Raw genomic sequence first — 14,160 nt, 5'->3', positions numbered from 1 at the left:
TATGCAGATTGAATATCAATCAGATGTAGGAAGAAGACGTAATACGAATCAAGATTATGTCAGTGTATTTGAAAACCAAGTCGGTCTCACGCTGGCGGTTTTAGCAGATGGCATGGGTGGGCATCGCGCAGGCGATATTGCTAGTCAAATGGCCGTCACAAATTTAGGGAAAGCCTGGGAAGAGCAAGCGTTACTTGATGACGAAAAAATCGCGCAGTGGTTTATCCAAGCGATCCAAGAAGAAAACCGCGCGATTCATCAATTAGGACAAGAACAGCTTGAATATAACGGAATGGGAACAACAATCGTAGCAGCTGCCCTATCAGAGGAATGTTTTACGATTGCCAATGTTGGCGATAGTCGTGCGTATTTGCTTCGCGATAATCGGATCATTCGCTTGACGGAAGACCATTCTTTAGTAAATGAATTAGTCAAATCTGGTGAAATCAGCGAAGAAATGGCCGTCAATCATCCACGTAAGAATATCTTGACTCGATCTGTCGGTATGCCAGGATCATTAGAAGTCGATGTTGCAACGTATCTTTGGCAACTCCAAGATTGTTTGCTTCTATGTTCGGATGGTTTGACGAATATGCTGTCAGAAGAAACGATCGGTACGATCATCAATCAAGAAGGATCATTATCAGAAAAAGTAACGCAATTAGTGGACCAAGCAAATGAAGCTGGCGGAGCAGATAATATCAGCGTTCTTCTTATTGAATACAAGGAGGATGTTGCATGATTGAGCCAGGAAGAAAATTAAATGGTCGTTACCAAATTACCGGTAACATCGGTAGTGGCGGTATGGCAAATGTCTTTTTAGCCCATGACTTGATTTTAGATCGAGATGTTGCAATCAAAGTCCTACGCTTTGATTTCCAAAATGACCAAACGGCGATCCGTCGTTTTCAACGAGAAGCATTAGCGGCAACCGAATTAGTTCATCCAAATATCGTTAGTGTGTATGATGTCGGTGAAGAAGATAACATGCAGTACTTAGTTATGGAATATGTAAAGGGAATGGATTTAAAACGTTATATCCAAACGCACTATCCGATTCCTTATGAAACAGCAGTAAACATCATGCAACAAATCTTGTCTGCGATTTCTTTAGCACATAGCCATCAAATCATCCACCGTGATCTAAAACCACAAAATGTCTTGATCGATAATGAAGGTGTTGTGAAAATCACCGATTTTGGTATTGCGATTGCTTTATCTGAAACATCGATCACCCAAACGAATACGATGCTTGGTTCGGTTCACTACCTTTCACCAGAACAAGCAAGAGGTAGTATGGCGACAAAACAATCAGATATCTATGCGTTAGGGATCATTTTATATGAAATGCTGACAGGAAGCGTTCCTTTTGATGGGGAATCAGCTGTCACCATTGCACTGAAACATTTTCAAGATGACTTGCCTTCAATCAAAGAGTTAGATCCAGGGGCACCTCAGTCGTTGGAGAATGTTGTCTTGAAAGCAACAGCCAAAGAACCTGTCGACCGGTATAAAACGGCAGAAGAAATGGCAGATGACCTAGCAACTGTGTTGTCGTTAGAACGAGCAAACGAAGAAAGATGGCAACCCCAGGCGATGGACAACGAAACGAGAGTATTGACACCATTGACGGCAGAAACACCGATGCCAGATACCTTTAAGTCAATGCCTCTTCCCGAAGAGAAACCAGCGGAAGAATTACCAGATCCCGAAGAAACAATGCCAGATGTAAAGACTAAAAAAAGAAAAAAATGGTGGGTCATTTTGCTGGTCTTGCTTGCTTTGTTAGGGATTGGGACAGCGATTTTATTTGCTTCAGGTGGACGAGGAGAAGTAACGATTCCCGATGTATCGGGTCAATCCGAAGCCTCAGCAAGAGAAGCTTTGACACAAGCAAAATTAAAGGTAGCAACGAACACTGAAGAAATCGCTGACGATACGATTGAGAAAGGAAATGTGGTCAAAACAGATCCAGCCTCAGGAACAACAGTGAAACAAAATCGTGAAGTCACGCTTTATATCAGTACAGGTAAGAAGAAAATCCAACTCGATGATTTTACGGGTATGTCTTACGATGAAGCGCGCAAGCAGCTACTGGATTTAGGCTTCTCTTCAAGTAGAATCAAAAAAGAAGAAGAATTTAGTGATGAGGTCACTAGTGGAAATATCATCTCACAATCAGAAGATGAAGGAACAGAAGTCGATCCCACATCAGATACGATTACTTTTACTGTTAGTAAAGGAAGTCAGCCGACGATGAGCGATTACACTGGACAAAACTATGAAACAGTTCTTAGTATTTTGAGAACGAATGGCTATACGAATATCAGTGCAACGGACGATTATAGTGATACAGTCCCAGCCGGTGCTATCATCAGTCAGTCACCAAGTTTTGGGGAACCATTGACGGATGCGACATTTATTAGTTTCGTGGTGAGTCGAGGACCAGATGCGAAGACACTGAATGACATTTCTGGTTATACGAAAAGTGATGCGCAAAGTTACTTATCTGGTATCGGTGCCGACTACATTGGTCATGAAACTTATGAGTTTTCAGATACAGTAGAAAAAGACAAAGTGATCCGTACAGATCCAGGAGTAGGTGCATCGATCACATCAGGAACGATCGTCAATGTGATTTACTCAAAAGGACCAGACCCAGCGAAAGCATCATCAAGTTCTGAAAAAGATTCTTCCAGCAGTTCTTCTAGTAGTTCAAGCAGTAGTTCAAGTTCCGAAACAACTAGCAGTAGTACCACTACTCCGTCCTCGACGGATAGTGACTAGTAGACAGAATCAAACGAACTAAAACGACAATGATAAAAAATAGATCTGAGAATTCAAAATGTCGGCGGCATTTGAGGAAATTCTTAGGTCTATTTTTTGGTGATTTCTCCTAACTTTTGTTGTCCTATGGTAAAATATACTAAAAATGGAGGTGGGTTTCATTAAAGGGCAAATCAGAAAAGCAATAAGTGGATTTTATTACGTATATAAAGATGGAGAGACCTATCAGACACGAGGTCGAGGGAATTTTCGTAATCGAAAGATCACGCCCCTTGTTGGCGATCAAGTCGTATTTGAAAGTGAAAACAAGACCGATGGCTATCTACTAGAAGTTTTACCACGTAAAAATCAATTAGTACGACCACCAGTAGCAAATGTTGATTTAGGAGTTGTTGTGACGAGTTTGATCGAACCAACATTCTCTTATAATCTACTCGACCGTTTTTTAGTCATGTTGGAATATGAATCGATCGAGCCAGTGATCTATTTGACGAAAACGGATTTAGCTGTCGATTCTACACAAATAAAAGAAATTAAAGAGACTTACGAAAAAATCGGCTATCCAGTGATCGTGCCACGCACACAAGGTGATACTGATGAATTAGTTCGCTATTTTCCAGAAAGACTGACCGTTTTCATGGGACAGTCAGGTGCAGGTAAATCGACGTTACTCAACCAAATCTCACCAGAACTTGAGTTAGAAACAGGTGAAATTTCTGATTCTTTAGGACGTGGACGTCACACGACAAGACATGTCGAGTTATTACCACTCTATGATGGATTGGTTGCCGATACACCAGGTTTCAGTTCTATTGATTTCTTAGTCATCGAACCTGTCGAGTTATCCAAACAATTCCCTGAATTTCTCGATGCTTCTGTAGACTGTCGCTTTAGAGAGTGTATGCACGTAAAAGAGCCAGATTGTGAAGTCAAACGAAGAGTAGCGGCAAAAGAAATTGCACAGACTCGCTATGACAATTACTTGCAATTTTTGCAAGAAGTTGAAAACCGTAAACCGATGTACAACAAAAAAGAAACTAGAAGAAAGTAGGAGGGTATTTTTATGAAAATAGCACCATCGATTTTAAGCGCAGATTTCGCCAATCTCCAAGCAGACATTGAACGAGTAGAAAAAGGTGGAGCAGACTATATCCATGTGGACGTAATGGACGGCCAATTCGTTCCCAACATTACATTCGGATCGAATGTAGTGCAAGCAATCCGTCCGGTCACAAAACTACCGTTAGACGTTCATTTGATGATCATCAATCCTGAAAATTATATTGCTGATTTTGCAAAAGCAGGTTCAGATATCATTACGGTTCATGTGGAATCGACACCACATATCCATCGTGCGATCCAGATGATCAAAGATTTAGATGTCAAAGCAGGGGTCGTTATTAATCCTGGTACACCGATCGAAATGATCAAGCATGTTTTGCCTTTAGTTGATCAAGTGTTAGTGATGACAGTCAATCCAGGATTTGGCGGACAAAGCTTTATTACAGAAACAGTGGATAAAATCGCGGAGTTAGCGGAATTACGCAAGGTGAATGATTGGACCTATCAAATCGAAGTGGATGGTGGAATCGTTCCAGAAACTGCAAAAATTTGTCGTGAAGCAGGTGCAGACGTATTTGTTGCAGGCTCCTATGTCTATAGTGCAGAAGATCCAGCAGCTCAAATCGATCAATTGAAAAAGGCATTAGGCTAATGGAAGTATTACTTGTTGCAGGCGGCTCACCAGAAAATTGGCCAGACTTATCACAGCAATCATTTGATCGATACGTAGGCATCGACCGTGGGGCACTCTATTTGCTTGAAAAAGGCTATTCATTAGATCTAGCAATCGGTGATTTTGATTCATTGTCTTCATCGGAATATCAACGAGTATCCGCTAAAGCTGTCGAAGTACAACAAGCGCCAGCAGAGAAAGACGATACGGACACTCAGCTAGGTTTAGTAAAGACATTTGAACACTTTCCAGAAGCAAGCGTGACACTGATCGGTGCAACTGGTGGAAGATTGGATCATTTATTAGCTAATCTATGGTTAGCACTAGAACCACGGTTTCAGCCCTTTATACGACAGATCCAAATACAAGACAAACAAAACGTAATCACTTACTATCTACCAGGAGCTTACGAGATAAAAAAAATTCCTGAAATGAAGTATTTGGCATACTGTTGTTTGACACCTGTTAGTCAATTGACACTATCTGACAGCAAATATCAACTATCAAACGAGGAAGTATCTCGTCCAACTTCTTATGCAAGCAATGAATTTGTCACTGACAAAGCATCCTTCAGCTTCTCTGAAGGAATCATTTCAGTCATCCAAAGTAAAGATTGATGGATCGGTTCAGGACAAAGTAGCAAAAGAAATGAAGCGGAAAAATGACAGTTTAAATTATTTGCTAAAAAAAGCTTAAAAGAAGGGTCGAGCCTTTTGTTTCCCCTTATTTAATGATAAAATTACAGGTAAGAGTCTAATTTAATTCGAGGTGTCTTTGTGAAGAAGTTCAATCCTAATAAAAATATCATTATTACCTTAGTTATCGTTATTATTGTAGTAACGGTCCTAAGTGTGACAGCTGCCCAGCGAGCGAATGAAGGAAAGCCCAATTTCTTCCAATCTATTGTGAACGACAGTGTCTCTTTTGTCGATCGGACGATTTCTGCTCCGGTCAAATGGGTCCAAAATGGCGTGGATTCAGTACATCATCTTTTCACCACCTATTCAGAAAATGAACGGTTAAAAGAAAAAATCGACAGCTATGATGAGATAGCTCAAAAAAACAAGAACATGCAAAAAGAAATCGATGCGCTAAAAAGCGAACTCGATTTAAGCCAAACGTTGACGAGTTATGAAAGAGTCACAGCAAATGTGATCACTCGTTCACCTGACTCATGGCAAGATCTATTAGTCGTCGATAAAGGATCAAATGATGGAATCGAAGTCAATATGGCAGTCATGGCGCAAAAAGGTTTAGTCGGACGTGTCATTGAAGTCAATGCCACTTCTTCTAAAGTAGAATTGCTGACTTCATCAAACGTAAGTTCCAACCATTTCCCTGTCCGCGTATCTTCTGGAAACGGAGAATCTTTCGGTTTACTCAAGAATTATGACGAAAAGTTACAAGCGCTAGTTGTGACACAACTAACAGGTGACAGTGAAATCAAAGAGGGTGACGTAGTACAAACATCAGGTCTTGGAGGCAACTCGCCAGCAGATCTACAAATAGGTACAGTCATCAAAACAAAACCAGATAGTTATGGGCTAGATCGCGAAGTTTATGTCAAACCTTATGCGGATATGTATGATCTCCCAGTAGTAACGATCATCAAACGTCTTGTGGAGGAATAGTCCATGCTGAAAAAAGAGAAAATGACCATTTATTTGCCGTTCCTCCTGTTCTTACTCATGTTGATCGATGGGCACTTTACCCGAATGATGATCAGGTGGTCGAGCGGTGACTACATGGCAAGTGCGCATCTTTTGATATTGGTTTTACTATTTTGCAGTTTGAGTTTTTCCAAACGCTACTTACTGATTACGACATTAGTTTTAGGTATTATCTTTGATTCTTACTATATTGGTGTGATTGGTATTTACGCAGTTGCTTTACCTTTATTAGTATTTATTATGTATGGGATGAAATCGGTCATCCATGTAAATATTTTTACTGAGTTTTTTAGCCTCATCATTTTCATCACAGGCTATGAGTTGTTTACATTGATCGTACAAATGGTATTCAAACTTGCGAGTGTAGATAGTACGTACTTTATCACTAAATACTTAGGCCCAACATTATTATTGAATATGGTATTGTTCGCTCTACTTGTATTCCCGTTAAAGAAGCTATTCAAAGAAGGTCGGGACGTAACTGTTTAGTCTCGAAAAATAAGGCGCCATCCACGAAAATTGTTTTTCAAATTTTTGTGGATGGCGCCTTATTTCCGAAGAAGTTACTTCTGTTCCCGCCATTTAATCTCTTTTAGGTGGTGCGAGAGGCCCAATAGCTCAGCTTTTTTTATTTAATTTAAAACGGACATTATTTAATTGTTGAAAAATGTATTATGAAAATAACCATGTCATCTTACATTTCTGTCATTATAATCAGTTGTTTTGAAATGTTTTTGTAACATAACTATTATCTCATTGACATACTGCTATGGTACAATTTTGTTATCGTTAAGAAAGACTTAAATATTTTTAGATATTTATTAAATTAAGCCAGTCGGAGGAATGAAGAGTGAAAAAGAGTTTAGTATCAGCAGTAATGGTAAGTTCAATGGCCTTGACTGCCGTAGCATCACCGATCGCAGCCGCGGCGGAAGATTTTGATTCTCAAATACAACAACAAGATCAAAAAATTGCGGAATTACAAAACCAACAAGCAAGTGCCCAATCTCAAATCGAGGCATTAGAAGGTCAAGTCGCTGACATCAATACAAAAGCTGAAACTTTATTAGCTAATCAAGCAACATTACGTCAAGAGTCTTCTCAATTGACACAAGAAATTGCTGATCTACAAGAACGTATCGAAAAACGTGAAGCAACGATCCAAGAGCAAGCACGTGAAACACAAGTTAAAGGTACAAGCTCTAACTACATCGATGCAGTATTGAATGCTGAGTCATTCTCAGATGCTATCGGACGCGTTCAAGCAATGTCATCAATTGTACGTGCGAACCAAGACTTAGTGAAACAACAAAAAGAAGACAAACAGGCAGTTGAAGATAAAAAAGCTGAAAATGAAGCGAAGCTACAAGAGTTAGCAGAAAACCAAGCGGCTTTAGAATCACAAAAAGGCGACTTACTATCAAAACAAGCTGATTTAAATGTCCTAAAAACTACTTTAGCGGCTGAACAAGCAACAGCAGAAGATAAAAAAGAAGACTTGAACCGCCAAAAAGCAGAAGCTGAAGCAGAGCAAGCACGTATTCGTGAACAAGCTCGTTTAGCAGAGCAAGCGCGTCAACAAGCAGCACAAGAACAAGCTGAAAGAGAAGCACGTGAACAAGCAGCAGCAGTTGCCGCTGCAGCAGCACAAGAGCAAGCTTCTTCTTCATCAGTACAAGAATCAACAGAAGTTTCTGAATCAGCTACTTCAGAATCATCATCAAGTGCTGAATCTTCAACAGAACAATCTTCAGTTCCTGAATCATCTACATCAACAGAAGATTCAACAACTGAAAGTAGTGTACCAGAATCTTCAACAGAAGAATCTACTACTACACCATCTGTTCCAGAAACAACAACACCATCAACGCCGGAGTCATCAACACCTGCAACACCAGCTCCATCAACACCGGAGCCATCAACACCTGCAACACCAGCTCCATCAACACCGGAGCCATCAACGCCGGCACCATCAATTCCAGCACCAACGGCTCCATCTACTAATGGAGCAGCGATTGTAGCTGAAGCGATGAAATACATTGGGACTCCTTATGTATGGGGTGGAAAAGATCCAAGTGGATTTGACTGTTCTGGATTTACACGCTATGTGTACCTACAAGTAACTGGTCGTGACATCGGTGGTTGGACTGTACCTCAAGAATCAGCAGGAGCTAGAATCTCAGTTTCTCAAGCAAAAGCTGGAGACTTATTATTCTGGGGAGCAGCTGGTGGCACTTACCACGTAGCAATTTCTTTAGGTGGCGGACAATACATCCATGCACCACAACCGGGCGAAAGTGTTAAAATTGGCTCAGTTCAATGGTATGCACCTGACTTTGCTGTAAGTATGTAATTTATGAAGAACTAACTCTAAAGTGAGTTAGTTCTTTTTTTACGAAACTAAAAAGGATCGAACAAACAGTTTTGGTAACTGTCTGTTCGATCCTTTAAAATTTTCTTGCTTAGAAAGCATGATCAAATAAATTCTTCCGTCAATTCCATGAAGTTTTGGATATCTGCTAAGACCATGTTGATGCCTGCTTGCCAAAAATCTGGTTTCGTTAAGTCTACACCTAAGTGTTTTTGAGCCAATTCTTCCGTTGTCATTGAAGCAGTATCGCGTAGTAAGTCGATATACTCTTGTTCAAAACTTGAACCTTGCTCGTTAGCATAGGCGTAAATACCTAGACTGAACAGGTAACCAAAGGTATAAGGGAAATTATAAAACGGTACATCATCAATAAAGAAATGTAGTTTTGCTGCCCAGAAATAAGGATGATAAGTTGATAATGCATTTGCATAGCCTTCTTTTTGCGCTTCGATCATCATATCAGTGATCTCTTGTTCTGCCACTAGTCCTTTTTGTCGAGCAGTATAGAATTGATTTTCAAAGATAAAACGAGAATGGATATTCATGAACATAGCCAGAGCATTTTGTAGTTTCGTATCCAATAAATTGATTTTTTCTTCTTTTGTTGATGCCACTTTAAGTGTTGCATCAGCTACGATCAATTCTGCAAAGGTACTTGCTGTTTCAGCAACATTCATTGCGTATTCACGATTCAACGCTGGAAGATCCCACATCGTACTACTATGGAAAGCATGACCTAACTCATGGGCTAAAGTAGTGACTTCGTTAACTGAATTGCTATAAGTCATGAAGATTCTAGATTCTTGTGTTTCAGGCAATTCGGTGCAGTAACCACCAGGTCGTTTGCCAGGACGATCCTCTGCTTCAATCCAACTTTTGTTAAAAGCGTCTTGAGCAAATTCAGCCATTTTAGGACTGAATTTATTGAAATTCTCAATGATAAATGCTGCCGCTTCATCAAAGGTAAAGTTTTTTTCTTTCAAATCTCCTAGAATGATCGGTGCATCTTGGTCTTGCCATTCCATTTTTTCTTTACCGAAAAGATTGGCTTTTCTTGTTAAGTAATCGACAAGGGGTTGTTTATTTTTTTGGATCGTCTCCCACATTACATCTAATGTTTCTTTTTTCAAGCGATTATATTCTAAAGGCTTTTGTAAGAAATCTGTTGTACCGTGTAGTTTATAGGTGGATAGACGGAACCCATCTAAATGATTCAAGGTGTCTGTAAATAAAGGTGCTTTTTCTTGCCAAGCATTTTCCCAAGCTGTAAATAATTGTTTGCGGACTTCTGGATCAGGATCACCCATCATTTTATTGAATGCTTGACCAGCAGATAATTCAATGATTTCTCCCTCTTGTTCAAATGGTACAGTCAGACTAGCGACAATCGTATCATAATGACTACTCCAGGCATTCAAACCATCCAAAGATAATGTATTGATAATGTGCTCCTCGTTTTCAGATAACAAGCGTGCGCCATCGCGACGAATTTCGTTCATACGAAAAGCAATCGGAGCTAATTGATCTTGGGTAATCAAGTGTGTCCATTCATTGTCAGATATTTCTGCAAATTTTTTCGATAAGATCGTATCTGCTGCTTGCCAACGTGGTAATGAAGCGTAGAGTTTACCAGACAAAATCTTTGCATCGGAATCTTTTACATTAGCAGATAATAAAGCAGTAATATAACTATTACATTGGCTGAAGCCATTGGTTACTTTTTCTTGAAGTGCCAAAATCGTCACAAGAGAATCGATATCTTCGGATGAAAATGACCATTGATTGATTTGTTCGTAATATGTTTCTATTTGTCGTTCTAATTGAGCCAAACGTTCATTTAATTCAGTTGAAGCACTTCCTCCAGGAAAGATAGAATCTAAATCCCAGTTAAGCGAATAAGTCATCAAAAAACCCCTCTCATATTTATGGTACTATCTCTAGTATAGCATTTAAAGAAGGAATAAGTCTTGGAGAAATCATTGTTGTTTTATGAAAAAAAAGCTATCATAGAAAGAAGAGGTGACTTATGGAGTTTTTAAAAAAACAAAGAAAAAATGGGAATTTTTATTTAGTGTTTGCATTAATGATTATGGCTATTTTATTTTATAGCTCCTCGCAAACCTATGGACAACAATCGCAACTTTCAAGAATTGATGCGTGGTTTCCAAACCAACCCTTTAAAGAGGCATTGTCAGGTATCCAATTTACTTATGGAGAAAGTATTATCAGTATCGACCATTCTGGATACAGCAAATTCATTGAATTCTTTTTAAGAAAGGGCGCCCATTTTGGTACCTATTTTCTATTAGGAGGTAGTCTGTATCTAGGCGTATTCCCGAAAATGAAAATCTGGTGGTTAACGGGGGTTCTTGCTTGGTTATCTGCGACAGGATACGCCGGTTTAGATGAGTTCCATCAAATGTTGACAGGCGATCGTACACCAATGTTCCAAGATGTCATGCTTGATTCGATGGGAGCATTGACTGCAGTAGTTATATGTATTTTATTTACTTTTATAAAGAAGAGAAAGTAAAAAAGAGAGCACAGTTGCGTGTCTGCAACTGTGCTCTAGTAGTTACGATTAAAAAATCAAAACAGGCGTACCTTTTTCAACCATTCCAAATAATTCTTTCATGACACCTGGTGGCGTATTGACACAACCATGAGAACCTCGAGTTCGCCATAAGTCGCCGCCATATTCTGGTTGCCAATCCGAATCGTGGATACCGATACCTGTCCAATCGACTGGCATCCAATAGTTCACTGGACTTTCATATGGTGTACCATCATCGTTCGTTCCTCTTAATACAGCATTTTCTTCTTTATTCCAGACATAAAAGACACCAGGAGGAGTAGGGGTAGAAGGTTTTCCTGAAACGATATCTGTTTCAAGTGCTACTTTCCCGTCTTTGTAGAACCACATATGTTGATTCTCTAAATCGACCTCAATATACGTATCCTCAATCAATGGGTGATCGGCAGTTGTACTACCTTGAACAATTGGTGAACGTGTGAAATCTTGTCCTGCTAAAATCGCTTCTGTTAAAGCTGTTACTTCGCTATCTGTTTGGATCGTCCAACTGAATGTGCCAGCAGGAACAGTTACTTCTCCACGTTTGGTACTTTTGAATTTAGTATCATTCGTACTTGTATTGTATTTTTCGCCAAGTTCACTAACATATTGACGAACTTTTTCTGAATCAAGCACAGGTTTTCCATCTTCATAGGTGAGCCATTCAACGATGAGTGAAGAAGGGATCGTAACTGTTTCACCATTGATACTGTAAGTTCCTTTTACTTTAGCGATATTATTCATTGTCGTTAACTGCTCAGTCAACTTTTTATCTGTAGATGTGACCGTTGGTTCTTTTTGGAACTCAGTCAGATCAATTGTATCTTTTCCATCATTGACAACAGTTGTCAATTCCTTCGTAACGGCTTCGACATCGACCGTGTTCCCTTTTACTTCAGGCTTGATTTTAAATGAGTCACCAGACTTTTCAATCGTTGCATCGGCAGTAGGCGTACGGTCTTTATTCAATTCAGTCAATTCCGTAGACAATGTCTCGATTGTTTGATCCAGTTGTTCCCGTTCCGCACTTAATGGATCGATTTCTTGTTTTTCGGCCGCAGCTACATAGTTCATTCCCCAAGTCCAAGCATTTTGGTTTTTCAAGATGGAAGCTAGATCAGTTGAAAAATCCTTTTTATAACCAAGATCGGACTTTGCAATCTCTTTCCAAACCGTTCCGTTTTCTTTGATTGAAATCGTCTTATTGGAATAAGCTTCTTTTAGCTTGTCATTTGCTTGGTCGATAGTCAGGTTACTTACATTGATCGAATTGACTTCCGTTTTAGGAAGAAAACGATTCGTGTAATATGTACTACGGTAGGTGTAAAAGCCGATTAATACTAGAATCACACCGAGAACAGAAAGCAAACCAATACGCATTGATTTTTTTCGATGAGAAGATCTTGTCATATCTGCAACTCCTTAATAATAATAGTTATAGGGTGTAACGACTCTATCATAGCATAATTTACGGTAAAAGACGAAATGATGTCCCTCTTTATATAAAAATTAACATACTGCTTAGAAAAATAACGATAGTCAGGTAAGGATTTTATATCCGAAATGTATAAAAAACAGGAAATCCTAGAAAATGGAAGGTCGATTTTCAGGATTTCCTGTGAAGATGAGGTTGTTTTCGAAGACATTACTTCTGGAACAACGTGTATTCTTTTTTAGTGAGAACGATAGCGTCTCAAGTAATTAATTATTCAGCATCCAATTTAGCAAAAGCTTCATCTAAGATATCTTTTAATTGTTTTGCTGAAGCGGCCATACGATCTTGTTCGCTGTCGCTTAATGGAATTTCAATGACTTTTTGGATACCTTGACGGTTGATGACAGCAGGTGCGCCGATATAGATATCGTTTAGTCCATATTCACCATTCATATAAACAGATAATGGAAGAACTGCATTTTCATCGTCTAAGATCGCGCGAGTGATACGTGCTAAAGCTACAGCGATACCGTAGAATGTTGCGCCTTTTTTCTCGATAATCGTATAAGCAGCGTCACGTACACCGAAGAATAAGTTGACCATTGCTTCTTCATCAACGTCTGGATTATTTTTCACCCATTCATAGATTTGTAAACCAGCAACATTGGCATGTGACCAAACTGGGAACTCAGAATCTCCATGTTCACCTAAAATATACGCATGGACGTTACGTGCATCAACGTCAACTAATTCAGCAAGTGCTTGACGGAAACGAGCAGAGTCAAGTGAAGTTCCTGAACCGATTACGCGCTCTTTAGGGAAACCTGAGAATTTCCAAGTGGAGTAAGTTAAAATATCAACTGGGTTAGCAGCAACTAAGAAAATACCATTGAAACCTGAGTCAACGATTTGTGTAACAACTTCGCGGTTGATTTTTAAGTTTTTATTTACTAGATCTAAACGTGTTTCACCTGGTTTTTGTGGTGCACCAGCTGTGATAACGACTAAGTCTGCATCATGTGCATCAGCATAAGATGCTGAGTAGATTTTTTTAGGTGAAGTAAATGCTAGAGCGTGTGATAAGTCGATCGCATCTCCTTCAGTTTTTGCTGTATTGATATCGATGATACCAACTTCTTGAGCGATATTTTGTGTAACTAAAGCGAAGGCATAGCTAGAACCTACAGCACCGTCTCCAACAAGTATTACTTTTTGATGATCTTTTTTTTCTGCGTTTGCAGTCATTTGTATCAATCCTTCCATTGATTTGTTTTTCCCATGCCTATGCTAACATGGAAAAAGCTTGCTGTCACGCTATTTGGTTACAAAATATAACAGATAACAAGGTTGTACCATATGTAAAAGCTTACATGTGCGTTATTTCACTATTTAGCAAAACCAATGATTTCATTAGTTTTGAATTATAATTTTAATCATTTTTTCATTTATTAAGTTTCACTTTTTAGCTGTAACAAAGGATTGTGTGTTATACTAATAGAAGCTAAAATAATAAAAAAATCGAGTCAAAGACTGGACCGCCTATGAGCAGTCCAGCCTTTTGTGCTGTTTATAAGATTGGATGAGCGCAGA

The 14,160-nt window shown here is 39.2% G+C and carries 12 protein-coding genes; 9 read left to right on the top strand and 3 right to left on the bottom strand.

The window, feature by feature from the left end; all coding sequences use genetic code 11:
* The first annotated feature begins 1 nt into the window (after position 1).
* The 8 genes from P3R27_RS09550 (at position 2) to P3R27_RS09515 (ending at position 8,545) form a co-directional block, all read left to right on the top strand.
* Positions 2-742 (top strand): Stp1/IreP family PP2C-type Ser/Thr phosphatase, encoded by a 741-nt coding sequence (locus tag P3R27_RS09550; RefSeq protein ID WP_301356664.1) that lies wholly within the window; start codon positions 2-4, stop codon positions 740-742.
* Entirely contained in the window at positions 739-2,787 is a 2,049-nt protein-coding gene (gene pknB, locus P3R27_RS09545; RefSeq protein ID WP_126134378.1) for a Stk1 family PASTA domain-containing Ser/Thr kinase, read from the top strand. The genes P3R27_RS09550 and pknB overlap by 4 nt, the downstream gene beginning before the upstream one ends.
* A gap of 151 nt (positions 2,788-2,938) precedes the next feature.
* A complete protein-coding gene (rsgA, locus tag P3R27_RS09540) occupies positions 2,939-3,838 on the top strand; it encodes a ribosome small subunit-dependent GTPase A (protein WP_200868963.1) in 900 nt (299 codons plus the stop codon).
* 12 nt (positions 3,839-3,850) lie between these two features.
* Positions 3,851-4,501 carry a ribulose-phosphate 3-epimerase gene (gene rpe / locus P3R27_RS09535; protein WP_010734105.1) on the top strand — a complete coding sequence of 217 codons (651 nt, stop codon included), beginning with the start codon at positions 3,851-3,853 and terminating at the stop codon, positions 4,499-4,501.
* On the top strand, positions 4,501-5,139 hold the full coding sequence (locus tag P3R27_RS09530; protein ID WP_034688570.1) for a thiamine diphosphokinase: 639 nt from the start codon (positions 4,501-4,503) through the stop codon (positions 5,137-5,139). Before rpe ends, P3R27_RS09530 begins: the two co-directional genes overlap by 1 nt.
* A 159-nt stretch (positions 5,140-5,298) precedes the next feature.
* Entirely contained in the window at positions 5,299-6,153 is an 855-nt protein-coding gene (mreC, locus tag P3R27_RS09525; RefSeq protein ID WP_010734107.1) for a rod shape-determining protein MreC, read from the top strand.
* 3 nt (positions 6,154-6,156) lie between these two features.
* On the top strand, positions 6,157-6,681 hold the full coding sequence (gene mreD / locus P3R27_RS09520) for a rod shape-determining protein MreD (protein ID WP_034688569.1): 525 nt from the start codon (positions 6,157-6,159) through the stop codon (positions 6,679-6,681).
* 361 nt (positions 6,682-7,042) lie between these two features.
* Positions 7,043-8,545, top strand: coding sequence for a C40 family peptidase (locus tag P3R27_RS09515; protein ID WP_126134377.1), 1,503 nt, complete (start codon positions 7,043-7,045; stop codon positions 8,543-8,545).
* 122 nt (positions 8,546-8,667) lie between these two features.
* Here the strand turns inward: P3R27_RS09515 and P3R27_RS09510 are convergent, their stop codons facing one another.
* Positions 8,668-10,467: a M3 family oligoendopeptidase gene (locus P3R27_RS09510; RefSeq protein WP_301356665.1), complete on the bottom strand. Its 1,800-nt coding sequence runs from the start codon at positions 10,465-10,467 to the stop codon at positions 8,668-8,670.
* Between the two features lie 122 nt (positions 10,468-10,589).
* Here P3R27_RS09510 and P3R27_RS09505 point away from each other — a divergent pair, with 122 nt between their 5' ends.
* Entirely contained in the window at positions 10,590-11,096 is a 507-nt protein-coding gene (locus tag P3R27_RS09505) for a VanZ family protein (protein WP_126134376.1), read from the top strand.
* 48 nt (positions 11,097-11,144) lie between these two features.
* Here the strand turns inward: P3R27_RS09505 and P3R27_RS09500 are convergent, their stop codons facing one another.
* A complete protein-coding gene (locus P3R27_RS09500; RefSeq protein ID WP_034688562.1) occupies positions 11,145-12,545 on the bottom strand; it encodes a L,D-transpeptidase family protein in 1,401 nt (466 codons plus the stop codon).
* A 295-nt stretch (positions 12,546-12,840) separates the two neighbouring features.
* Positions 12,841-13,815 carry an L-lactate dehydrogenase gene (locus P3R27_RS09495; protein WP_019722338.1) on the bottom strand — a complete coding sequence of 325 codons (975 nt, stop codon included), beginning with the start codon at positions 13,813-13,815 and terminating at the stop codon, positions 12,841-12,843.
* Between the last annotated feature and the right edge of the window lie 345 nt (positions 13,816-14,160).

The sequence above is a fragment of the Enterococcus spodopteracolus genome, from assembly GCF_030441955.1.
GTDB lineage: Bacteria > Bacillota > Bacilli > Lactobacillales > Enterococcaceae > Enterococcus_B > Enterococcus_B spodopteracolus.
Note: the sequence above shows the minus strand (reverse complement) of the source record. Positions and strands in the feature narration are given on the sequence as shown.

Coding starts and splice junctions, on each gene's coding strand:
- pknB (WP_126134378.1), top strand. CDS start 739: ATGATTGAGCCAGGAAGAAAATTAAATGGTCGTTACCAAATTACCGGT.
- P3R27_RS09505 (WP_126134376.1), top strand. CDS start 10,590: ATGGAGTTTTTAAAAAAACAAAGAAAAAATGGGAATTTTTATTTAGTG.
- P3R27_RS09500 (WP_034688562.1), bottom strand. CDS start 12,545: ATGACAAGATCTTCTCATCGAAAAAAATCAATGCGTATTGGTTTGCTT.
- P3R27_RS09495 (WP_019722338.1), bottom strand. CDS start 13,815: ATGACTGCAAACGCAGAAAAAAAAGATCATCAAAAAGTAATACTTGTT.
- rpe (WP_010734105.1), top strand. CDS start 3,851: ATGAAAATAGCACCATCGATTTTAAGCGCAGATTTCGCCAATCTCCAA.
- P3R27_RS09510 (WP_301356665.1), bottom strand. CDS start 10,467: ATGACTTATTCGCTTAACTGGGATTTAGATTCTATCTTTCCTGGAGGA.
- mreD (WP_034688569.1), top strand. CDS start 6,157: ATGCTGAAAAAAGAGAAAATGACCATTTATTTGCCGTTCCTCCTGTTC.
- P3R27_RS09550 (WP_301356664.1), top strand. CDS start 2: ATGCAGATTGAATATCAATCAGATGTAGGAAGAAGACGTAATACGAAT.
- P3R27_RS09530 (WP_034688570.1), top strand. CDS start 4,501: ATGGAAGTATTACTTGTTGCAGGCGGCTCACCAGAAAATTGGCCAGAC.